General features: G+C 44.3%; 18 protein-coding genes, 1 rRNA gene and 1 pseudogene. 5 read left to right on the forward strand and 15 right to left on the reverse strand.

The window, feature by feature from the left end:
* Positions 1-204 precede the first annotated feature (204 nt).
* The 3 genes from pta to F967_RS00205 all read right to left on the reverse strand — a co-directional run bounded on the left by pta (position 205) and on the right by F967_RS00205 (position 5,117).
* Positions 205-2,340: a phosphate acetyltransferase gene (gene pta / locus F967_RS00195; protein ID WP_004678491.1), complete on the reverse strand. Its 2,136-nt coding sequence runs from the start codon at positions 2,338-2,340 to the stop codon at positions 205-207.
* A gap of 31 nt (positions 2,341-2,371) precedes the next feature.
* Positions 2,372-3,547 carry an acetate/propionate family kinase gene (locus F967_RS00200; protein ID WP_004678490.1) on the reverse strand — a complete coding sequence of 392 codons (1,176 nt, stop codon included), beginning with the start codon at positions 3,545-3,547 and terminating at the stop codon, positions 2,372-2,374.
* 304 nt (positions 3,548-3,851) lie between these two features.
* Positions 3,852-5,117 (reverse strand): glutamate-5-semialdehyde dehydrogenase, encoded by a 1,266-nt coding sequence (locus tag F967_RS00205; RefSeq protein WP_004797357.1) that lies wholly within the window; start codon positions 5,115-5,117, stop codon positions 3,852-3,854.
* Between the two features lie 354 nt (positions 5,118-5,471).
* Here F967_RS00205 and F967_RS00210 point away from each other — a divergent pair, with 354 nt between their 5' ends.
* Complete coding sequence (locus F967_RS00210) at positions 5,472-6,785, forward strand: alpha/beta fold hydrolase (RefSeq protein ID WP_004683212.1); 1,314 nt, start codon at positions 5,472-5,474, stop codon at positions 6,783-6,785.
* A gap of 69 nt (positions 6,786-6,854) precedes the next feature.
* On the opposite strand, the gene F967_RS00215 is transcribed toward F967_RS00210, so the two are convergent.
* Positions 6,855-7,697, reverse strand: a complete 843-nt coding sequence (locus F967_RS00215) for a class I SAM-dependent methyltransferase (RefSeq protein WP_004760707.1) — start codon at positions 7,695-7,697, stop codon at positions 6,855-6,857.
* A 287-nt stretch (positions 7,698-7,984) separates the two neighbouring features.
* On the reverse strand, positions 7,985-9,004 hold the full coding sequence (nagZ, locus tag F967_RS00220; RefSeq protein WP_004797360.1) for a beta-N-acetylhexosaminidase: 1,020 nt from the start codon (positions 9,002-9,004) through the stop codon (positions 7,985-7,987).
* Between the two features lie 216 nt (positions 9,005-9,220).
* On the opposite strand from nagZ, the gene F967_RS00225 reads away from it, so the two are divergent.
* Positions 9,221-11,404, forward strand: a complete 2,184-nt coding sequence (locus F967_RS00225; RefSeq protein WP_004797363.1) for a carboxy terminal-processing peptidase — start codon at positions 9,221-9,223, stop codon at positions 11,402-11,404.
* 80 nt (positions 11,405-11,484) lie between these two features.
* On the opposite strand, the gene F967_RS00230 is transcribed toward F967_RS00225, so the two are convergent.
* The 6 genes from F967_RS00230 to F967_RS14250 form a co-directional block, all read right to left on the reverse strand.
* Positions 11,485-11,928 carry a DUF2147 domain-containing protein gene (locus F967_RS00230; RefSeq protein ID WP_004760711.1) on the reverse strand — a complete coding sequence of 148 codons (444 nt, stop codon included), beginning with the start codon at positions 11,926-11,928 and terminating at the stop codon, positions 11,485-11,487.
* Positions 11,929-12,164: 236 nt separating this feature from the next.
* Positions 12,165-12,608: a DUF2147 domain-containing protein gene (locus tag F967_RS00235; RefSeq protein WP_034430909.1), complete on the reverse strand. Its 444-nt coding sequence runs from the start codon at positions 12,606-12,608 to the stop codon at positions 12,165-12,167.
* 88 nt (positions 12,609-12,696) lie between these two features.
* Positions 12,697-13,365, reverse strand: a complete 669-nt coding sequence (locus F967_RS00240) for an LrgB family protein (protein ID WP_004678475.1) — start codon at positions 13,363-13,365, stop codon at positions 12,697-12,699.
* A gap of 12 nt (positions 13,366-13,377) precedes the next feature.
* Entirely contained in the window at positions 13,378-13,740 is a 363-nt protein-coding gene (locus F967_RS00245; protein WP_004797367.1) for a hypothetical protein, read from the reverse strand.
* Between the two features lie 43 nt (positions 13,741-13,783).
* On the reverse strand, positions 13,784-15,130 hold the full coding sequence (hflX, locus tag F967_RS00250) for a ribosome rescue GTPase HflX (RefSeq protein WP_004760716.1): 1,347 nt from the start codon (positions 15,128-15,130) through the stop codon (positions 13,784-13,786).
* A gap of 73 nt (positions 15,131-15,203) precedes the next feature.
* A complete protein-coding gene (locus F967_RS14250) occupies positions 15,204-15,344 on the reverse strand; it encodes a hypothetical protein (protein WP_004797369.1) in 141 nt (46 codons plus the stop codon).
* A gap of 182 nt (positions 15,345-15,526) precedes the next feature.
* Between F967_RS14250 and F967_RS00255 the strand changes: the two genes are divergently transcribed.
* Positions 15,527-16,357: a lysophospholipid acyltransferase family protein gene (locus tag F967_RS00255; protein WP_004797371.1), complete on the forward strand. Its 831-nt coding sequence runs from the start codon at positions 15,527-15,529 to the stop codon at positions 16,355-16,357.
* Here the strand turns inward: F967_RS00255 and F967_RS00260 are convergent.
* Complete coding sequence (locus F967_RS00260) at positions 16,350-17,945, reverse strand: phospholipase D family protein (protein WP_416201991.1); 1,596 nt, start codon at positions 17,943-17,945, stop codon at positions 16,350-16,352. The two genes, F967_RS00255 and F967_RS00260, sit on opposite strands and share 8 nt — an antisense overlap.
* Positions 17,946-18,069: 124 nt before the next feature.
* Here F967_RS00260 and F967_RS00265 point away from each other — a divergent pair, with 124 nt between their 5' ends.
* Positions 18,070-19,092, forward strand: coding sequence for a metallophosphoesterase (locus F967_RS00265; RefSeq protein ID WP_004797376.1), 1,023 nt, complete (start codon positions 18,070-18,072; stop codon positions 19,090-19,092).
* 50 nt (positions 19,093-19,142) lie between these two features.
* Here the strand turns inward: F967_RS00265 and F967_RS00270 are convergent, their stop codons facing one another.
* The 3 genes and pseudogenes from F967_RS00270 to F967_RS00280 form a co-directional block, all read right to left on the reverse strand.
* Entirely contained in the window at positions 19,143-19,622 is a 480-nt protein-coding gene (locus F967_RS00270; RefSeq protein WP_004797377.1) for an outer membrane lipoprotein YfiB, read from the reverse strand.
* A gap of 8 nt (positions 19,623-19,630) precedes the next feature.
* Positions 19,631-20,829, reverse strand: a pseudogene (locus F967_RS00275) (diguanylate cyclase domain-containing protein).
* Positions 20,830-20,834: 5 nt separating this feature from the next.
* Positions 20,835-21,311 (reverse strand): regulatory sequestration protein YfiR, encoded by a 477-nt coding sequence (locus tag F967_RS00280; protein WP_004760730.1) that lies wholly within the window; start codon positions 21,309-21,311, stop codon positions 20,835-20,837.
* Positions 21,312-21,870: 559 nt separating this feature from the next.
* Here F967_RS00280 and F967_RS00285 point away from each other — a divergent pair.
* Positions 21,871-22,244, forward strand: a 16S ribosomal RNA gene (locus F967_RS00285); the annotation flags it as partial.

Consider the following 22,244-nt stretch of genomic DNA (forward strand, 5'->3'; position numbering starts at 1 on the left):
TGGTTTACAGGGATGTACCATCAGTCTAACAGAGGGGTTTTGTTACTTTTGCCCAGTCAAAAGTAAGGCAAATGTCTATACAAAAAACTTATGATGACTCATGGTACTATGAGTACTTTATTCAAAACAAAAAGATTTGATTCAACGGGTAAAACTTATCTGCTTAAACATTTTTATGTAAAGCAGATAGTTATCGCAAGTTGTTTAATCTTGCTGTTTTGCCTGAATTGCCGTCAATGCAATGGTAAACACAATATCATCGACCAAAGCACCGCGAGACAAGTCGTTCACTGGCTTGTTCAAACCTTGCAGCATTGGGCCAACACTAACGACATTGGCAGCACGCTGTACTGCTTTATAGGTGGTGTTCCCTGTATTTAGGTCAGGGAAAATAAACACATTGGCACGACCTGCAACTTGCGAGTCAGGTGCTTTCTGGCGGCCAACACTTTCAACCGAAGCTGCATCGTATTGCAACGGGCCATCAATCAATAAATCTGGACGGCGTTGTTGTGCAATTTTGGTTGCTTCAGCGACTTTCTCAACATCTGCACCTGTACCAGATGTCCCTGTTGAATAACTGATCATGGCGATGCGTGGGTCAAGACCAAAGGCTTTGGCTGAGTCTGCGGATTGAATCGCAATTTCGGCAAGCTGTTCCGCATTTGGATCAGGGTTGATCGCACAGTCACCATAGACACACACTTCATCAGGCAATAGCATAAAGAAAATCGATGATACCAGTGAGTAATTCGGTGCGGTCTTAATGAGTTGAAATGCAGGTCGCACCGTATTGGCTGTGGTATGAATCGCTCCCGAAACCAGACCATCCACCTGATCCAAGGCCAACATCATGGTGCCAAGTACAACAGTATCTTGCAATTGTGCTTTGGCTTGCAACGCATCCAGCTTGCCTCTGCGTAACTCAACCATTGGCTCGATATATTGATCACGGATAGTGTCTGGGTCAATAATCTGTAGATCAGCAGGGAGCTGAATCCCACGTGCCTTGGCAACCTCGGCAACAGACTCTGGTTTTGCCAAAAGGATACATTGGGCAATGCCACGTGTCTGGCAAATCACGGCAGCCTGTACAGTACGTGGTTCATCACCCTCTGGGAGTACAATACGTTTTTTCGCTGCAATCGCTTTCTGTACCAGCTCATAACGGAAAGCTGATGGAGAGAGGCGAGGATGTAGGTTGTTCTGGGTATGTTGATCCAGCCAGTTATTGTCAATATGACTTGAAACAAAACGGGTAACCTGCTCCGCGCGTTCAATATCATCAATTGGAATTTCATTGCCAAAACGATTTAAGCGTTGTGCTGTTTCAAGTGTATCAAGTGAAGTATGCAGAATTGGCAAACCTTGCTTAATTGCACTTTGGCAAAACTCTAAAACATTGTCTGAGGGTGGCGCCTGTTCAGTTAAAACCAATCCTGCCAATGGTGTACCATTGCTACTGGCGAGACTGGCTGCAAGCAGGGTGTCGGTACGCTGTGAGGCACTGATGATCAGCTCACCCGCAATAAACTTGTGCAGTTCAGATTCAATATTTGAGGCAATCAGGCTGGTATGTAAAATACGGCGCTGTTTTGCTTCGCCCTGATGCAGCCATGTCCCCTCAACAATTGCTGCAATATCCAAACTACGTGGCACACTCAGGATATTGCTGAATGGAACCAGACCGATAATTGGCAATTCATCTGTTCCCATAAAGCGGTTATAGCGTTGCAGCTCTAATGAAAATTCGGCAATTTGCTGGTCCAGACGTAGGCTTGGGTCAAGTGTGACAGGAATTTCAGCCGTGCCGTCTGGAAGCCCCTTGGTTCGCATGAACAGAACCCCTGTAGTGCGGGGTGAGGCTGCGCCGCCAAACTGACGTAGATGGGCATCGACTTTTTCTGCTGTCTTGCGTGGATCAGCAAGATCGGCGGTACTGACCAAAACCACCTGGGCATCCAGCGCCTGCGCAAGCGCAGCATTGATTTCACTGGCAAAATGGTCTTGTCCATTTGGAACAAGACCCTCGACAATAATTACATCATGATCAACCGCAATCTGGCGATGCAATGCAACCGCCTCTTCAAGCAGTTCATCTGTCTCACCTAATGCAATCAGTTGAGTCAATCTTTCATAAGTAATCGGTTCAACCGAACGACGATGGAATAGATGACGATATAGGGTGGTAGTGCGGTCAACCGTCGTATCTGCAATTTGTGAAAATGGCTTGAGGAACCCCGCATTAATTCCTTTACAGTCCAGTGCGTAAATCATGCCTAAACAGGCAGAGGTTAAACCAACACCCTCACCTGTAGGAATCAGTAAAATTGTATTCATAATGACCTTGCTATTATCTAAATATGATTGTTTAAGCTATTTGTGCAAGCACCTGACGGGTCTCTTTGGCGATACGACCTTCTTCATCAGTTGGAATCACCCAGATTTGTGGACCAGTTCCTCCATCAATGCGTCCCTCTGTGCCACGAGTCAAAGTATCATTATTTTCCTTGCTGAATTGCAGGCCAAAATGAGGCAGGTAAGCGAGCGTTTTTTCACGCACATAGGCAGAATTTTCACCAATGCCGCCAGTGAACACCAATCCATCTAAATGAGGCAGGCCACAACTTAAGGCAGATAATGATTTTGCCAGACGATAACAGAATACTTCGATGGCAAGGGTGGCATCCTCATGACCTTTTTCAGAGGCTTCCACCAGTGTGCGCATATCATTGGATAAACCTGACAGACCGAGTAGACCACTTTCCTTGTTGAGCATGTTGTCGATTTTTTGAATGTCCCAACCCAGATTGTTTGCTAGGAATAAATGCAGGCTTGGATCAACATCACCGCTACGCGTACCCATGACCACACCTTCAAGTGGGGTCATCCCCATCGACGTGTCTAAACTTTCACCATTCCAAACAGCACAGGTTGAACTGCCATTACCCAAATGAGCACTGAGCCAACCACCTTGATTTTTTGCTCCTGCCAATTCGCTCGCACGTTCAGTCACATAAGCATGACTTGTGCCGTGGAAACCATAACGACGAACTTGATGTTCTGTATATAAGTTTTGCGGTAGGGCATAGCGGTATGCACGTTCAGGCATCGTTTGATGGAACGCTGTATCGAAAACTGCAACTTGAGGTAATTCAGGAAATAAGCGCATGGTTGCTTCAATCCCAATTAAATGAGCAGGATTATGCAATGGCGCAAGCGGTGTCGCTGCTTCAATACGTTTTACAATCTCTGGTGTTAAAAGTTCAGCTTTGGTTAAGTTTCCACCGTGTACTACTCGATGACCAATCGCCTGAGGATTGTAATTTGCTAAACGAGCTAAAAGGGTTTCGAGCGCTTTAGCATGATCTGCATGAGGGATTGAAAGTTCCAATGGTTCGCCACCCACTGTTATCCCTTTAATACGTGCATCAGCAGAACCTAAATTTTCTGCCAAACCATAGATACGATCTTCACGGCGTTCCGAGATCAGTGCATATTTGATGGATGATGAACCACAGTTAATTACAAGTACAGATATAGCCACGTTTGAACACCTAACAGGTTTTAATTTTATAAACGAATACTTTTGATTTTGCTGCAATGCATGGAGCAGTAGAATCAAGCGCAATGTTTTAACATGGGAAGCCGTATTGACGAAAATAGACTTTAGCCTATACGACTGATTTATAAGTGAAACAAATTTATATTTCAGTATAGTGTGTAAATAAAAGATTATTTTGGGTGATCTGTTCGTTTTGCTACAGTTTTTTGTATGAAAATATGTAAAAACACGATAAAGATCAAATAAATGAGCTTTATCGTGCCAAAAAGCAAACCAATAGAACCAGTTACTGGCGAATCTGCCCGTCACCAAAAACAATCCATTTATGTGAAGTCAGGCCTTCCAGACCGACTGGACCGCGGGCATGGATTTTATCGGTTGAAATCCCGATTTCTGCACCGAGACCATATTCAAAGCCATCGGCAAAACGGGTTGAGGCATTAATCATCACTGAGCTGGAGTCAACACGCGCCAGAAACTCACGCGCCAGACTAAAGTTTTCGGTAATAATTGCATCGGTATGATGTGAGCCATATTTATTAATATGTTCGATTGCTTCATCCAGGCCACTCACCACCTTAACTGCAAGGATCGGCCCCAGATACTCTGTATACCAGTCTTCCTCGGTCGCAGTTTTGACAGATTCACCCAGAATACGCTGGGTTTCTGGACAGCCACGAAGCTCAACCTGTTTTTCCGCATAAAGTTCAGCAATGCGGGGCAGGAATTCTTCAGCAATCGTTTCATCAACCAAGAGGCTTTCCATGGCATTACACACTCCATAACGGTGTGTTTTTGCATTCAATGCGATTGGCAAGGCTTTTTGCAGGTCAGCCTGTGCCTCAACAAAGATATGGCAATTGCCATCCAGATGCTTGATCACAGGAATACGCGCTTCATTGCTGATGCGTTCAATCAGGCTTTTTCCACCACGTGGCACAATCACGTCAACATATTCAGTCATGGTGATCAGATGTCCAACAGCAGCACGGTCAGATGTGTCAATCACCTGCACGGCATGTTCAGGCAGGCCTGAAACCTGTAGGCCATGTTGAATGGCGGCTGCAATTGCCTTGTTCGATTCCAGCGCCTCAGAACCCCCACGCAAGATAATCGCGTTACCTGATTTTAGCGCCAGCGATGCCGCCTCAAGCGTCACATTGGGACGTGACTCATAAATCATTCCAATCACGCCAAGCGGCACGCGCATTTTACCCAACTGGATACCAGACGGACGGTAGGTCATGTCAGTGATTTCGCCAATCGGGTCAACCAATGCGATGACATCTTTCAAGCCCTGTAGCATGCCCTTGAAACGGGCAGGGGTCAGTTCCAGACGGTCAAGCAGGGCACTGTCCAGTTGGCGTTGACGGCCATTTTCCATATCAATTTGATTGGCTGCTAAAATTTGTGCCTGATTATTTTCCAGGGCAGTATAAATTGCAGACAAGGCATGATTTTTCAAATGTGTCGATGCACTGACTAAAACACGAGACGCTTTACGCGCCTGTATCCCGACCTGTTGCATATAAGTTTGAATAGAGTCTTGCATAGCATTTTGATGATTGCATGTATTTATAAAGATAGTAACAGTCAAATGCGGAACAATGAATAGCCTGAACTGACTAATTCACAAATTGTAAACTGTTATGTTGCGTGGGTGTTTTTGCTGAAATGCAATGAATCTGTTGAATTTAAAGACATGACTACATATTTTGCAAAAGATTGTTGAACTAAACAAGATAAATGGTTAAGGAAATCGTTGCGTATAAAACATGCATTTGTATAGAATGAAAATGTATAGGACAAATGTAATACAAATTTTGTAAATTTGTTAACTTGCAAGTTGAAATCGTAAAAAATGAGACTCTTGCATCAAAAAAATAAACAAGGATGGAGGAAGGATATGAATTCCATTATCCAAATGGACTCGGATTTAAACCACACCTACACTGGGTTTGGTTTTTTCGACATTTACAATAAAAACAGTTTTAAACAACCAGCGCGTACTACATGGATAGATGGTTGGAAAATTGAATATATGGCAATTGCTGATCCCAAAACGATCTACAACACGCCAATTGTAATTGTCGGAGGCGCATTTCAGAACTTTAACTCTTATAAGTATTGTGTTGAGCAACTCTTTGAGAGTGGTCCTGTCATTTTGATTGATTTACCTTCAATGGGCGCAAATCAACAGATTCGCAATGTGGATACTGGTGAATCCGCAGCAGTGCTGGAATTGCCTGATTTATCAAAAATGCTGGGTCAATGGCTTGATATTGTTGGAATCGACAAGGTTTCAGTGATGGGAATGTCATTGGGTTCAGTGGTCGCTTCTTCATTTGCATATCAACGTCCAGAACTGGTGGACCGTATGGTGCTGATGGGTGTGATGCAAAAGACCCGTAAAAGCTGGCGCATGCTGCTTGAGGAGTCACTACACCTGATGCGTGAAGACCGCATGGAGGAGTTTGGGCAGGCGGTTATTTTGTATCTGGTCAACCACGCCAAGCTGGACAAGACACGTATGTCACCCACAGCCAAGCGTCTGTTTTTTAGACAGATGGCTGATTTCACCACAACTGAGCGCGAGCGCTATGAAATCAATTGCAACCGTTTACTGCGCCTAAGTGATGTGCCTGTCGCACAGTGTAAGACATTGGTTGCTGCTGGGCAGTATGACAGTTTCACCCTGCCGCATGAAAACGCCGACTTTGCCTTGCAGTGTGAAGACATGCAGTTTGCCTTGATCGCCAATGCCGATCATGTGCCACAGCTGCAGCGCCGTAAAGAAACCATGAATCTGTTTACGACATTCCTGAAAGGTGAATCCATCGATAACCTTGATGGCATCATTAGCATGACGCGCGAGCAAATGAAGCAGATCGAACGCCGTGGTGAAGAGCGTATTCCTGTTTTACAGCCAGAAAGCAAGCTTAGCCACCGTCATCTGGATGGCGAAGTGTCAGTCACGATTGTTGATATCACGTTCTTTGGAGTGTACCTGAAACTTCACCAACTTGAGCAGCTTGATTTTGTTAGCCAGCATCCACGTGATTTAGCCTTGCATTTGGTTGATGAAGAGGGCGAGTTTAAAATTGAATGTTTAATCTTTGATGCCACCGAGCAAGGTCTACGTATCTTGTTTAAACATGGTAGTTTTGAGATTGCTGACCGTTTAACCCGTTTTATTGAGCGTCAGAAACTGGCTAATTAATTCGTAAAAACGTGTAGGAAAGTTAAAAAAGAGAAGTGGTGTATGACCACCTCTCTTTTTTTGTAGGGATTATTTATTGCTTGCCTGGATTGTCCAGACCAGATCACCCAAGTGCTGATGCCTGTTTTGCAGGGAAATTTGATCGAAAAACTGTTTGGGCTGTAGAACCTCTACCTGTTTAAAGCCAGCTTCATGAAAAAACTGTTCGACTTCAACAGGAGTCTGAAAGTGGAAACTAAAGGCACTACGGGACATCCACTTCAATAAACGGCTGCTGTTCCAGATGATGGTGGCGAGTTTATTTTGGGTCGGTTCTGGATAAAGGTCAGTTAAATAATGCAGTTCTTTAAAGTCTTTACCATAGGTAGCAATGGCTTTAATCAGTTGTTGCAATAATGGTTTCTCAAAATAGTTAATCAAGCCTTCGCTAATCACCACCAGTGGACGTTGAGGATCAAATACCTCAAAGGCAGAAGCAAAAGCGTCCGTGAATAAATCGACTGAAAGCACCTCATCAGTTTCGCTTTCAATTTGTTGTAGTGCCGCCTGTTTGGTCGCAGCCATGTCAGGTAAGTCAAGTTCACGGTAAGTGATGTCTGGATAATGCTGTCTAAACCACCATCCACGCGGGGAGAGTCCACAGGCAATTTCAAGCACCTGTAAATCAGGATGCTGTTGAATTAATGTCTGTAAGTGAGTGTCAAGCATAGTGTGGCGCTGTTTTAGCGTGGTGCGCATACTGCCACCCACATATTTTTCTGCCCAGCTTTCAATTGGATGAACCAGGGTGGCAAGCGTTTTCCCTTTTGCTGTCGCCAACGCTGGATGAGAAATTCCCATTTGATACCAGATATAGCCTGTGTAATGTGCAGTAAATGAAATATGGCGATGTTTTGAAAGTTGTTGTGTCATCTGTCCTAGACTCTGTTTTTATCTTATTTTTAGGGAAATGAAATAAATCTTTTTTTAAATTGAAGATTCCTTTCATTCAAATAAGACTTTAAGTTTGTTATTTACTCTCATGAAGCGACATGGATGCCCTCGTTGACCAGTCTGAACTGTTTTAAAAACAACACAAAGCTGATCAAAAAAGGATTTTCGTTACTTTTCATCCCTGAAAAGCAAGGCATTACCTATAATAAAAAGTATCTGATTAGATATAGCTTCTAAGGCAGCGCCAACTTATTCGTAGATACAACTTAAAACGAATTCTTAAAGTCTTCAATGACTTTTCTGACGTTTTGCCAAGTTTCGTCCAAAGTGAGGGTAGTGCCGATCTGAATCTCTGGAATTTTACCGCGCATACGCTCCAATCGTTGCTGGTTTGGCAAGGCAAGGTTCTGAATGCCATCCAGCGCGATGCATGCTGCCGCACGGTCGTTGCAGACCAAACCCATATCACATCCCGCGTTTAATGCAGCCTGAATCCTCGCATCCGCACCGCCTGCCACACATGCAGCCTGCATACTCAGGTCATCCGAAAACAAAACCCCATCAAACCTGAGCTGCTGGCGTAAGACATTTTGCAGCCAGAAAGGAGAGAAGCCTGCTGGGTTGGGATCAACCTGATCATAGATCACATGGGCTGGCATCAATGCATCTAACTGAGGCATCAATTGGATAAAGCTTTGCATATCCTTATCATAAATTTCCTGATAGCGACGGTTGTCAATTGCCGCTGCCACATGCGAGTCTGCCTTGACTGAACCATGACCTGGAAAGTGTTTGCCAGTGGTTGCCATGCCTGCTTTTTTCATGCCCTGCATAAATGCACCTGCCAGTGGCACGATGTCCTGCATATTTTTGGCAAAACCACGGTCACCAATCACATCGCTAATATCATTCAAGTCCAAAACAGGCGCAAAGCTAAAATCAATCCCCACCGCAAGTACTTCAGTTGCCATTAACCAGCCACATTGTTCAGCCAGTTCAATTGCCTGCTGCGGGCTGTGCAGATAATGCTCTCCAAGTCGTCCCATCGCTGGAAGCAAGGTAAAACCCTGTCTTAAACGCTGTACACGACCACCTTCCTGATCAACAGCAATCAGGATGTCAGGGCGCACCTGCCGCATATGGTCTGTCAATGCACGGACCTGTTGAGGGGATTCAATATTGCGGGCAAATAAAATCATGCCGCCGACTTGCGGAGCCTGTAATAGTTCAATATCTTCTTGAGTAAGTTCTGTGCCAGCAATATCCAGCATCAATGCGCCGATCATAGTGATTCCGTTTGAATTTTGATAAAAAATTTGATGAAAAGAAACGATAGATAAATTGTGCAATGATTTGCTACATTTTGTCAGTACAGAATATGATAAAACGACATGATATTGATGAATAAGTTATACGGGTTGCCAAGATGCTGAATGCATGGCATTCATATTGACATTGTGCCTGTATAATAATTGCCATATCCAAGGAAGCACCAAAATTTTATGAAACTTCAAATGATAGCGTGTGCGGTTGCAATTGCGACTGGTGGTTTATTTTTCTCTCATACCATAAATGAGGCATTTGCGGCGACAGAAGCTCCAGTAGTTTCAACAACGATCAAGCCATCACAAGAACAAGCATTGGTCTCGCGTCAGTTGGCAACATTGGTTGACCGTCAGCATTACTTAAACATGCGTCTGGATGCGGCCACCTCAAATCGTATTCTGGATATGTATCTGGACAGCCTTGATCCAGACCATTCGCTGTTTCTTAGTAGTGAGGTTGAAGAATATAAGAATAAGTACGGCTCAACTTTTGGCAGCTCATTGAAAGCGGGCAACTTAACTGGGCCTTTTGCCATTCATGCGCAATATCGTGAGCGTTTGAAACAGTTTTACGAATACATGCTAGCTGAACTCAAGAAACCACAGAATCTGCATCAGAAAGATGTGTATCTTGATATTGACCGCGAAAAGGCACCTTATTTCAAAACGACTGCCGAGCAACAGCGTCATTGGCAGAACATGCTAGTGTCACAGTTGATTAATCTAACCATCAGTAAGGAAGAGGAGCAGGCCAAGCAAAAGGCGTTAAAGGCCAATCCATCGCTTGCTAATGGACAGGACCTGACAGGGCCTGAAGATTTAACCCCTGTTCAGACACTGACCAAGCGTTATACACGTCAGCTAGAGCGTATTGGTCGGGTAAAAAGTGATGATGTGCTGGATAAAACATTGAATGCAATGTTGGCAACCTATGATCCACACAGTAATTATTATCCACCAATTGATGCGATGGAGCTGAACCGTCAGACCACCTTGCAGCTTGAAGGGATTGGCGTTTCAATTCGTCCTGAACGTGGCAATGAGGACTACACCAAGATCGAAACCATCGTTGAGGGTGGTCCAGCCAGTAAGTCTGGTCAAGTAAAGTCGGGAGATCGCATTATTGGAGTTGCCCAGGATGGCGATAAAATGGTGGATGTCATCGGCTGGCCTAGTTCTGAGATTGTGGGGCTGATTCGTGGTAAACGTGGTACCAAAGTCACGGTACGCTTGCTGGGTGCTGGCGCAGCCATGAGTCAGGCGCGTAATGTCACACTGACACGCGATGTGATTCAGGAAGAGGATGCGGGTGTTCGTTCACGTACCGTTGAAATCACGCGTGATGGCAAGAAGCATGTCTTCGGTGTGATTGAGATTCCATCATTCTACTTTGATTATCGTTCACGCCGTGCTGGTACTGAGTACCGTTCAGTGTCTGAAGACACTGCAAAAGCATTTGAAGAACTGAAAGCCAAGAAAGTCGAAGGCATTATGGTTGATTTGCGTAATAACCCAGGTGGCTCTCTGGAAGAGGTTGCCCGTATGCTGGGTCAGGTGATTAAGTCAGGCCCAGTGGTTCAGATCCGTGATGGCAATGGTAATGTCAATGTGTTTGAAGACACCGATGGCGGTGAACAGATTTATGCTGGGCCAATAGCGGTATTGGTGAACCTGGCTTCTGCTTCGGCAAGTGAAATCTATTCTGCCGCAATTCAGGATTATGAACGCGGCATCATCATTGGTAGTACCACCACAGGCAAGGGAACCGCTCAGGTTCAACTGGATTCTTTGGCACATGGTCAGGCAACGCTGACCCAGCGTAAGTTCTATCGTGTTACAGGCGGCAGTACCCAGAATAAAGGGGTGATTCCCGACATTAGACTGGTGGATATCTACAATGAGGAGTTTGGTGAGCGTAAGGCTAAAAATGCATTGAAGTGGGACACCATTCCAACAGCGCCATTCAAACGTGAAGGTTCAGTACAGCCTTATCTGGCTAAACTGAACCAGACCTCTGAACAGCGTGTTGCGACAGACCCGCAGTTTAAGTATTTGGAGACACGCAAAACACTTGCCAAGAAAAGCGCTGATGAGAAAAAGGTGGTACTGGATATCGACCAGCGTCGTGCTGAACTGATTGATCTGGAAAAGCAAACGCTGGATGCTGAAAATCAACGCCGAGCTGCAACAGGCCAGCCGCCTTATGCAAACTGGGAAAGCTACCAGGCTTCTATTGACGCTCTAGTTGAGTCACGTGCCAAGATGAAAGCTCATCTGCGTCCACCTTTACCAGAGGAAGAGGCATTTATTACCGAAGCGGCAAATGTGCTACTGGACTATGCAGCATTGCAAGGCCGTTAAATTTTAGATTTTGCCGTTAAAAAAAATAGCCCTGTCATGCAGGGCTATTTTTTATTGTCCAAGTCTTTATTGTTCAAGGTTTAATTGACTCGAATCCAGATCTGGCTGCGTCCCAATACAGAAACCCCGACATAGCCCCGTAGATGTAGGCGTTGTCCATTTGAGCTGAGTTTTGCTGCCAGACTATATACACGGCCAGTATTGGGGTCGAGAATTCGTCCACCTGTATAGGTGAGGTCTCTCTTGTGCTTAAGCTTGGTAATTACATTTAAACCGACAATCGGTTTGTTGGTATAAGGGGCAGGGCAGCCCGTACAGAACTCTTTCGGTGTGTAACCTGTACGTGGGGTGATTTTGGTTATTTTGCCTGTATAGGTGCCATCCGCTTCCTGGGTAATTTCGACCTGGCCTTTAGGTGCACCTGTGACGTCATCAATACTTTGCCAAATACCCGTAATATCTTGAGCAAAGGTCAGTTGGCCAAGACCAAATAACACAAAAAAGGTAATGAGTTTTGAGTACATGCTTAAGCCTCCTTGCTGCCTATCATTGTTTTTCTATTATTTCGGATTTCTAATAATAGATTCAATCATTATTTTACAATTGTTTGCTTTTTTTTAATAATTGAAATTTCAATGAATTTTTGAGGATTTAAGAAAAAACCACTTCGCTTTGAATGACAACGAAGCGGCTTTTTTTGATGAAACCGTGATCAAAAATGATCAAATATAAGATGGTGGGTGCATTACAGCATTATTGCTTATTCAGCGCGAATCCAGATCTGGTTACGGCCTAATGCAGATATACCCAGATAGCCGCGCAAGTGCAGGCGTTTACCATTTGAGCTTAACTTGGCTTTCATGCTGTAGAGCTTGCCTGTATTTGGATCAAGAATACGGCCACTAGTATAGTTAAGGCCATCTGTGGACTTTAGGCCTGTCAGCACATCCATGCCAATAATAGGTTTGTTGGTATAAGGTGGTGGACAGTCTACACAGGTTTCCTTTGGAGTATAGCCCGCACGAGGGGTGACTTTGACGATTTTACCCACATAGGTGTCATTTTCTTTACGAATCTCAACGAGTCCTTTAGGTGCACCCGTTTTGTCATCAATACTTTGCCAAAGACCTATAATGCCTTCCGCAAAAGAAAAACTGCTGACTGCTGATAAGAGGAATGCACCTATAAATTGTTTGCCTTTCATCATTAAAAAATCCTTTTAACGTTTGAAACTCCATTATGTAGGATATTTGACAACCAGTTCAATCTTTATGTGATATTTGCTGCAAATTTTAAGACAAAGATAAAATAAAAGTGGGTAGCCAGATGGCTGTGAACACCCCATTCACCGCCATGCCAAATGCGGCATAACGACCCGTGACAGGACCACGCTGCCATGCCTGTGCCGTGCCAATCGCATGGGCCGCCAGACCCAGCGCCAGACCAGATGCACGTTCATCATGGATATGTTTTAAGATCCACGGTGAAAAGGCCGCTCCAATCACACCTGATAAGATTACAATTAGAGAAACCATCATCAACGGGGCATGTAGCAGTGTGGCAATGTTAAGTGCAATCGGTGTGGTCACCGCACGTGTGGCAAAGGCCATGATGGTCGGTTCAGACATGTGCAATAAATAAGCAAGTCCCATAGGCAGGGCAACCGCACTGATGCTGGCAAAACATAAAATCCCGATCATGGACTTGATGGGCAAGTCATCGTAGCGCATCGCTGCGAGGGGAATGGCCAGCGCAACCGTGACATAACCAAGCAAGTGATTAAACACATTATTGACGTTGTTCATGTAGTGTTCATAGGGAATGCCGAGGATTGCCAGTAATCCAATCACGATAAACATGGCAAACACAATCAGCGGAATCTGAGGAACCTTTTTATTCAAAGGTTTTGCAAGCAGATAGCTGATCAGGGTGAGCACGAAGCCATAAATAACCATCAACATAAATAAAGGCCTCTATAACCAGCGTTTTGCCATTTTGGCGTAAATCCATAAGGGCAATAAGGTACTTAGGGTGAGCACAAACAGAAACACAGGAATTTCCTTGCCCAGATGAACCAGCATGATCAGCGAGCCTGCACAAATCGGCAGAAACGCAAATGCACTTTCTTTCATGATTTTATTGTTGGTATCAATCAGGCGGTTGGAGATTTTTCTAAATCTTCTCCAGATCAGCAGGGTAGTGAGTAGTGCAATCAACCCCACCAGATTGCCCAGTTCAGGGTGATGAAAGGCTTTGGTGATCAGGACGGCACCCTCACGAAATACGACAATCAATAAAATCGTGCAAAACCAGGCTGACCAATCAATATCTTTCATGTGCTTTTTTACTCTCGTCTATCTGAACGATGTGTAATCATCATTATAGTGATGAATTGTCATTCCGTTCGAATTCTTCCAAAGCCCGCTCGAATAAGGAAGCTTTTTTTCCAAGAATTTCGTCTAATGGTAAATGTGCCTGTTTAATGAGTTGCTCCAGCTTATGAGGGGCAATACAGACCGACAGGTGCAGGTCACCATGATCATCATGGTGTTCAGACTGAATCACGTTTAGGGTATAGAGCTGAGTACGCAGTTTACCGTAGGCTGGTTTCAGCACTAAATCAAAGTGTTGTAACTGGCCCATCAGGCATTGTTGTACCGCCTGACTGAGCAGTTCCAGACCCTGCCCAGAATGTGCCGAAACATAGACACGGTCAGGCTGGTCAGGTGTCTTATAAATGATTTTTGCGGCATCGCCACTCAGGTCGATTTTATTATAGACATGCAAAACTGGGGCATCTGCACCAATTTCCTTAAGTACCGAATCCACCGCTTCAATCTGCTCAGTCATGTTGGGACTGCTGCTGTCAATCACATGCAGCAGCAAGGTTGCTTCCAGCGTTTCTTCCAAAGTGGCCTTGAATGACTCGACTAGATCGTGCTGCAAGTTTCGAACGAATCCAACCGTATCCGCCAGAACAACTGTACCTATGCCATCCCAGTCCAAACGGCGTAAGGTGGGGTCTAGGGTTGCGAACAGTTGGTCGGCAGCATAAACGTCACTTTTTGCCAAGATGTTAAATAAGGTTGATTTTCCCGCATTGGTATATCCCACCAGTGAAATGGTTGGAATCGCCGCTTTTTGACGCGCGGCGCGGCCTTGCAGACGGGTTTGTTGAACCTTAACCAGTTTTTCCTTGAGTTGGGTAATGCGTACCCGAATCAGTCGGCGGTCTGTTTCCAGTTGTGATTCACCTGGCCCACGTAGACCAATGCCCCCTTTTTGCTGTTCCAGATTACCCGTAAAGCCACGAATCAGACGGGTGGACAAATGTTTAAGCTGTGCCAGTTCGACCTGTAGCTTCCCCTCATGGGTGCGGGCACGTAAGGCGAAAATATCCAGAATCAAACCTGTACGGTCAATCACCCGACATTTCAGTACTTTCTCCAGGTTGCGTTCCTGGGCAGGGGAGAGTGAGTGGTCAAAAATCACCAGTTCCGCTTCAAGGTCTTTGACCTGTTCGGCAATTTCATCAACCTTGCCTGAGCCAATAAAGAACTTGGGGTCAGGCTTGTTGCGTTGCACCGAAATATGTTCAAGGATTTCAGCACCAGCGGATTGAGCGAGCAATCGGAACTCTTCAGCATCCAGGTCATCAAGCAGTTGTACAGCCACACTGACTAAAATTGCCCGTTCACCACCTTGATGCTGCTCAAAATTTTCCACGCGATCTCATATCTTCGTTGTTGAAGCCTTATTCTAGAATAAACTTAAAGCAAAGGGCAAAGACTAAGTGTCGCTATATGACATTTCGGCGTAAAAGTTCAATAAAACCAATCAATGTTCCCATATACAGGATTGACCAGCCTAAAAACATTCTGAGCGCATAGCCATAAGGAATAGTGGTCTGTGATTCTGATGTGTTGGTATGTGGATTCATCTCATCACCTATAAATCTGTAAATTCGATTTATTTATGGTAATTGATCTGATAAATCATTTAAAATTGAAAAAATTTATCCCCACATTCGTTTTTTATTATGGTCACAACATTTATAAGTGGATATGGGCATGATATAACTTTGCTAATTTAATGCATACATGCATACGGTTTTGATGATTTATGACACAAGAAACACCAGCGCTAAACAACCCGCCATTTAGTTTATTCTCTAAGTTCAGTCTATATAGCAAGAAATTGGCCGCAGGCCTTGAAACGATTGGCGAAGGCTTTTATCTCATCTATCGTCATGGCCTGTATAAAGATCCCAATAATCCTGTAAATACCCGTTATGTGCAGTATTTTTGCCGTCGTTTATGTGAAGTCTTCAATATTGAGGTACAGGTTCATGGTGCCATTCCCCGTGAACCTGCACTTTGGGTCAGCAATCATATTTCATGGCTGGATGTGGCGGTACTGGGTTCAGGTGCCCGTATTTTCTTTCTGGCGAAAGCCGAAGTGGAAAAATGGCCCATTTTGGGAAATCTGGCAAAGGGCGGTGGAACCCTGTTCATTAAACGTGGTTCAGGTGACTCCATTCGGATTCGTGAGCAAATTACCGAGTTTTTAAAACAGGATATTCCCGTGCTGTTTTTCCCTGAGGCCACCACCACAGATGGCACAAGGGTTAAAAAGGTACATGGCAGATTGCTTGGAGCCGCTATTGAGGCCCAGCGACCCGTCCAGATCTGCGTGATTTGCTATGTCAACCAGAATGGTGAGCTGGACATGGTGGCCCCATTTATTGGTGAAATGACTTTTGCGGAGCATGTGCAGCGCGTTCTGGAAATGCCCAAAGTCACGGCCCACCTACTGACATTGCCTGCAGTTCCTGTAACAGGGCATACCGTGGAGACCTTGACCAGGGAAGTTGAGCAGCAAATGCGTGCAGGTTTGCTGGAGTTGCAGCGTAAGGTACTTAAGGTGATGCCAGATGGCACAGAGGCTACATAAATCCCTCGATTGGTAGCCATGAAAGCATCTTGATGCCAGCCCTTTGCCACCATTTCATGCGTGGTTCTTTGGTATAAATAACAGGGCCTTGAGGTGTCTGACGCTGCCAGGTAATTTTCTTGTTGGCATCCAGCACCAGTTTATAGGCATATTTGCTGAGGTTCTCATCCATTGTGGTGTGAACCGCCTGGGCAAGTGGTGGGCTGTTGAGCAGTACACCAATCTCAGTATTGAGATAGGCCGAGCGTGGGTCAAAATTAAACGAACCAATAAAAACCTGTTTTTCATCCAGTGCCATCAATTTGGCATGCAGGCTTGAACGGCTTAAGCCCTTTATGCTGACCTTGGCCTTTTTCGCCAAATCCTCGGTGTTTTTGTCCAGATCATTTTTATTCGGCGCAGGTAAAAATTCATAGAGCTGTACACCATGTTCCAATAAGTTCTGCCGATACTTGCCATAAAACGCATGGACCACCGCGACATCATTGGCCTTGAACGAGTTGGTCAGAACCCGTACCTTAACGCCATCCTTTGCCAAATCGGTCAGCATTTTTGCCCCTTTTTTTTCAGGAACAAAATAGGCTGAAATCAGGTCAACGTTTTTTTCAGGTTGTTCGAGATGCTGAATAAGCTGGAAATTGAGGTGTTCTTTCTTTTTTGCCTTAGACTTGATCTTGTCGGGTGAATCCTTGACCACTTCCGCCTTGACCCAATCCAATTGAATATCCCGACTCATCAGTGAGTCAATGGCCTGAGAGTTGCTGGTTAAATCCAGATAGTTTTGTACGGTAACTCGCTCGTAGTGCTCATCAAGCTGCCGTTTTAAACTTTCATAGCTGAGATGATGGGCACTTTGATTGACCACTTCCTGCACTTTGTAGGCATATTCATGGCTCCAGTATTCATCAAAGGAATGTGAAATATCTTTCACCGCCGTGCCGACCAGCATCACATCAACATCAGAGAACTGGTAGTTGTCACTGACATTGTAATATTGATTGGTCATGTTGCGCCCGCCAATCAGAGCAACCTGATGGTCTGCGATGAAGCTCTTGTTGTGCATGCGTCGGTTGATGCGTTTCAGGTCCAGAATCATGTCGAGCGCACGATATTTCCGAAAGCGATAGGGGTTAAACAGCTTGACTTCAATATTAGGATGCTGTGCCAATGCCAGAAAAATTCCCTCGGTTGATTTGGCATTGTTATCATCAATCAGCAGGCGAATCTTGACGCCACGGTCTGCGGCACGAATCAGCGCATGCAGGGCCAGTGAGCCAACCTTGTCGTTATCCCAGATGTAATACTGTAAATCCAGCCTTTTCTCCGCCTTGTCAATCAGGCTTAGGCGGGTCGCCAGGGCCTCCAGCGGCTCAAACAACACCAGATAACCCGTAAGGTCAGGATGCTGTTCTTGTAAGGGTTGAATAATTTGTGCCAGTGTGGTCTGGGCGGTGTCAACCTGCAAGGTGGTTTCAGGAATGGACTCTATTTTGTGTTTGGGTAAGGTGCTGCAACCTGTTACCGTGATCGCAATACTGCAATAAATCGCAAGCATACTTTTATTGTAAGTAGTTGTACTTATTTTCATATGTTTGTGATTTATACGGGCAAATTGCGTCATAATTGTTACTGATTAAAAGTTGGGCTTGAGTATAACATTTCATCGAAAAATATAAATATGAGATGTGATAACTGCCCCTGAGGTGAGGTGAATGAGCTCTGCGCTGTTAAATTCAGATATAGTTATTTTAGTTTTCTATCTCCTGTTTGCGGTACTGGCACTGTGGGCATTGATTCAGGCCTGGATCCATCAGGCTCGCACCGAAACCATTCATCCATTTAAGGCGTTCGTGCATTTGCTGGCTTTTTACCTGTCTTATTTGCTGGTGCCACTTTGGTTTTTTAGCCTCTATGCAGGTTGGTCAGGTTATTACACACTCCATCAAGCCTTTTTTGTGTTCCTGCTAAGCACTGTGTTGGTCTATGCACGTTTTATTGAGCCACACCAAATTCATGTGAAATACCATCAATATCGTTTAAATCCACAGCGTGAATTTACCAAGCCTGTAAAAGTGGCATTGGTTGCAGACATGCATGTAGGGTTATTTTCAGGACATGAACGCCAACTCAAAACCATTGTCAAAAAATTAAATCAGGAGCAGCCCGATTTTGTGGTGGTGGCTGGAGACTGGACCTATGAACCTGAAAATCGTTTGGTGCAGGAACTGGCAGTATTAAGGGAAATACAAATGCCTGTTTATTCTGTGTCAGGTAACCATGATGAACAGTATCCAGGGCCACCAATCCAGAAACTATTGGCAAAAGCGCTGTCTGAAAACAATGTGATGGATATTGAGGGTAAGATTATTGAATTTGATGAGTTCCGTCTGGTTGGCATCGGGGATTTGTGGGCAGGAAAAGCCAATATGCGTTTTTTACCTGAGTTGCCACAGGATAAGCCGTGGCTGATTTTATCCCATAATCCTGATACGGTGGATATGGTGCCAGAATTGCCAAGCCATCCTCTGATGCTATCTGGACATACACATGGCGGACAAATTGAACTGCCGTGGGTCACCAGCTACATTATGAAACGGGTTTCGATTTTGGGGCACAAAAAAGGCTTTTACTCACATGAACATGCAGATGTATTTGTGACGGTGGGGACGGGGATGGTGGGTGTTCCATTTCGGTTTCGTGTGCCACCCACCATTGATATTATTGAGTTGATATAAATAAAAAATCTGACTTGAATGAAGCCAGCTTTTTTATGGGTTAAAGCAGATTATGGAATGATAATAACCGCAACCCTGCGATTGTTGGCACGGTTTTCATCAGACGTGTTGGGTACAAATGGCTGGCTTGAACCACGTCCAAGCACAGTCAGGTCGTTTTGTTTAAAACCTTGCTGTACAAAAATTGAGGCAACACTTTGGGCACGTTCCTCAGATAGTTTCTGGTTATATTCTGGATGACCAATATCATCGGTATGACCCACAATTTTTAATTTATGCAAATCGTATTTATTTAGTTGTTTTGCCAGTCGGTTAATTTTCTGACCATGTTCAGGCTTAATGTCCGCCTTATTAAAGTCAAACAGCAAACGCTCAGGTAAACCCAGGCTCCAGCCCTCATCGGTAAGGATGAAACCCTCTTTTTTCAACATTTTGACCTGACGATATTTCAGGGGACCAAAACTTAAACAGCCAGCCAATGTTAGGCAAAGTAATGCTATAAATGAAATTCTAATGGTGCGGGTGTACATAGCATGTCCTAAATTTCTGGTTTATAAAGAAACCAATGCGGGTTTAAATTTTTAGCTTTATACATCGCCTGATCGGCCTGCATAATCAGGTCTTCTGGATTTTCTGCAAAATGGGAGAATGCGATACCCAGACTAAAACCAAAATGAATCAATTGACCGTTAAAATCCAAAGGTTCCCTGCAACTTCCCAGCAAGGCTTCGGCAATTGCCTGCAAGTGGTCGGCATGGTGAATGGTATGCAAAATAATTGCAAACTCATCACCACCCAAACGCGCAATAAAGTCCTCATGCCGAAGGACTGTCCTAAACGTTTTGCTATTTCCTTTAAAACCGCATCACCTGCGAGATGGCCATACTCATCATTAATGGCCTTAAACTTATTATTGTCGATGAACAATAAGGCCGAGTTGTGGCGGTATTGCGGATTTTCAAAAATAATGACGATTGGGCATACCTGTCAACTGGTCGTGATGAACCTGAAATGAAAGCTGGTGATTTTCTTTTTGAAGATGGGTATGCCAAACCTGAATCTCTTCCAGTAATTCATTAAATACGGTATTTAAGTTTTGAAACTCTTTAATATGGTTATTGGGGAACCGTAAATTATATGCCTTTTGGTCACTTACCAGTTGGGCGATATGTGTTAATGGCTTGATTGCCTGCATAATCTGGCGATAGGTTAGGTTCACTGACCATAACAACGCAATCACAATGAAGACCATTGAAATGGCCAGACCAATAATGATGGTGATGAGAAAATGCAGAATATTCTCAGAGCTACCATAGAGTACCAATTCGCCCACTTTTTTCTTGTGATGCACAACCCTCAATCGAACAGGGTCATGCAAAAACCATTTGTCTAATAAGCCTTGCAGCAAAGTGGTACGGGCAATTTTCTTGGTACTTTCTGCCAGTAGCTGGTCTTGTGGATCATAGACGTGGATGCTGCGGATTGCATGCTCAGTCGTGTAATCATCCAGTATTTGGTCAATTGCCCTTTATCGCGGAAAACCACAGCAGGTTGAATCCGTTAAAGCACAGTCTGGCTAAGTAACTGTAGATTCTGCTTCGCGTAAGTTTCCATGGTAAACATGGAGATGGTGGCAAAGGTAAATGAACAGATCACAAAGGTAATCGCAAAAATCGTAAACTGTGATTTACGGAACAGCACATGTAATGAAGTGGACTGATATAAATTCGAAATCACGTTAACTACTCCGCATTCTTTGCCAGGATCAAGACGCGAGGGTCGATGTGAACTTTGGAATAACTTAAAGCATCCAAATTAACCTTAAAGGTAGAAAAAGTTTTTTTATGATATAAACAGAAAATACTGCCGACTTCACAGTCAGGGTTATTGGTACTCAATGACAGCAAAGATCGGGATGGATAGGCTTGAATCAAGCTTTGCTGCTGCTGAGGTATTGTTGTAGAAAAATAAGCAACATGGCACTCTGCCTTGGCAAAGTCTTTGGCTGTTACAGCCTGTACCTGATAATCATAGCTGAGCTCTTTAATACTGGTCTGGAATTGTACGGCTGCATCAGGGTTGTCAATGACACAAATGGTGGGTCGGGTTGTATTCGACCATTTACTATAACTTAATATTGTTGGGGCAAGTTCATAAAAGTTATGGTTTGAAATGGCGTAGCAAATCTGGCTCACAGTAATAGATACCGCAAACAACATAAATCGTGCTTTTGTCATTACAAACCGTATTTTCAATCAAAAGTGCCAAAAAGTGTGAAGCAAGAATACATATACTACTGGACTTGATTGTTTAAAAAAAGTTCTTAATCCAAAAGAAAAAACCACAAAAACCAATCGAGATGTTTAAAAATCACTCACTTAAATAAAATAACTGAAAAAAGCCCTTGCACCTGCCCTGAAATGCTGTAGAATGCCCACTCATCGGCGGTGATGCAGATAAAAACTTGTTGAGAAACAAGGGTTTGGCTAAAGTGGTTAGATTCTTGGGTTGATTGATAAGTTTTAAAAATATCGAAATTGCCTGTTGACTTTAAAGAGATTTAGGGTAACATAGCCGACCTAGCTTGATGATGACGAATCATCGAGAAGATCATTAAGAGAATAGAAGAACAACTTGTGTGGATTTTTACTGGTTGATCAATCGAAAATATTTCATTGATTGAATGGTAGAAATTACTCGAAGTTTATTTGAGCGAATTTTTAGTCAGAAAATTGATGAGCCAAGATTTGGTGCTTAGAATAAAGCACAAATGATATTAAACTGAAGAGTTTGATCATGGCTCAGATTGAACGCTGGCGGCAGGCTTAACACATGCAAGTCGAGCGGGTGTTGGTTCTTCGCTCCTAGTGTTAGCGGCGGACGGGTGAGTAATGCTTAGGAATCTGCCATTTAGTGGGGGACAACATTCCGAAAGGGATGCTAATACCGCATACGCCCTACGGGGGAAAGCAGGGGATCTTCGGACCTTGCGCTAAATGATGAGCCTAAGTCGGATTAGCTAGTTGGTGGGGTAAAGGCCTACCAAGGCGACGATCTGTAGCGGGTCTGAGAGGATGATCCGCCACACTGGGACTGAGACACGGCCCAGACTCCTACGGGAGGCAGCAGTGGGGAATATTGGACAATGGGCG

Origin of the sequence: Acinetobacter sp. CIP 102637, from assembly GCF_000368425.1 — a bacterium.
Taxonomy (GTDB): Bacteria; Pseudomonadota; Gammaproteobacteria; order Pseudomonadales; family Moraxellaceae; genus Acinetobacter; species Acinetobacter parvus.

Excerpts from the sequence above, each read along its gene's own strand:
- pta (WP_004678491.1), bottom strand. The coding sequence starts at position 2,340 with ATGAATACAATTTTACTGATTCCTACAGGTGAGGGTGTTGGTTTAACC.
- F967_RS00205 (WP_004797357.1), bottom strand. The coding sequence starts at position 5,117 with ATGCAAGACTCTATTCAAACTTATATGCAACAGGTCGGGATACAGGCG.
- F967_RS00210 (WP_004683212.1), top strand. The coding sequence starts at position 5,472 with ATGAATTCCATTATCCAAATGGACTCGGATTTAAACCACACCTACACT.
- F967_RS00215 (WP_004760707.1), bottom strand. The coding sequence starts at position 7,697 with ATGACACAACAACTTTCAAAACATCGCCATATTTCATTTACTGCACAT.
- nagZ (WP_004797360.1), bottom strand. The coding sequence starts at position 9,004 with ATGATCGGCGCATTGATGCTGGATATTGCTGGCACAGAACTTACTCAA.
- F967_RS00225 (WP_004797363.1), top strand. The coding sequence starts at position 9,221 with ATGAAACTTCAAATGATAGCGTGTGCGGTTGCAATTGCGACTGGTGGT.
- F967_RS00230 (WP_004760711.1), bottom strand. The coding sequence starts at position 11,928 with ATGTACTCAAAACTCATTACCTTTTTTGTGTTATTTGGTCTTGGCCAA.
- F967_RS00235 (WP_034430909.1), bottom strand. The coding sequence starts at position 12,608 with ATGAAAGGCAAACAATTTATAGGTGCATTCCTCTTATCAGCAGTCAGC.
- F967_RS00240 (WP_004678475.1), bottom strand. The coding sequence starts at position 13,365 with ATGTTGATGGTTATTTATGGCTTCGTGCTCACCCTGATCAGCTATCTG.
- F967_RS00245 (WP_004797367.1), bottom strand. The coding sequence starts at position 13,740 with ATGAAAGATATTGATTGGTCAGCCTGGTTTTGCACGATTTTATTGATT.
- F967_RS14250 (WP_004797369.1), bottom strand. The coding sequence starts at position 15,344 with ATGAATCCACATACCAACACATCAGAATCACAGACCACTATTCCTTAT.
- F967_RS00255 (WP_004797371.1), top strand. The coding sequence starts at position 15,527 with ATGACACAAGAAACACCAGCGCTAAACAACCCGCCATTTAGTTTATTC.
- F967_RS00260 (WP_416201991.1), bottom strand. The coding sequence starts at position 17,945 with ATGAAAATAAGTACAACTACTTACAATAAAAGTATGCTTGCGATTTAT.
- F967_RS00265 (WP_004797376.1), top strand. The coding sequence starts at position 18,070 with ATGAGCTCTGCGCTGTTAAATTCAGATATAGTTATTTTAGTTTTCTAT.
- F967_RS00270 (WP_004797377.1), bottom strand. The coding sequence starts at position 19,622 with ATGTACACCCGCACCATTAGAATTTCATTTATAGCATTACTTTGCCTA.
- F967_RS00280 (WP_004760730.1), bottom strand. The coding sequence starts at position 21,311 with ATGTTGTTTGCGGTATCTATTACTGTGAGCCAGATTTGCTACGCCATT.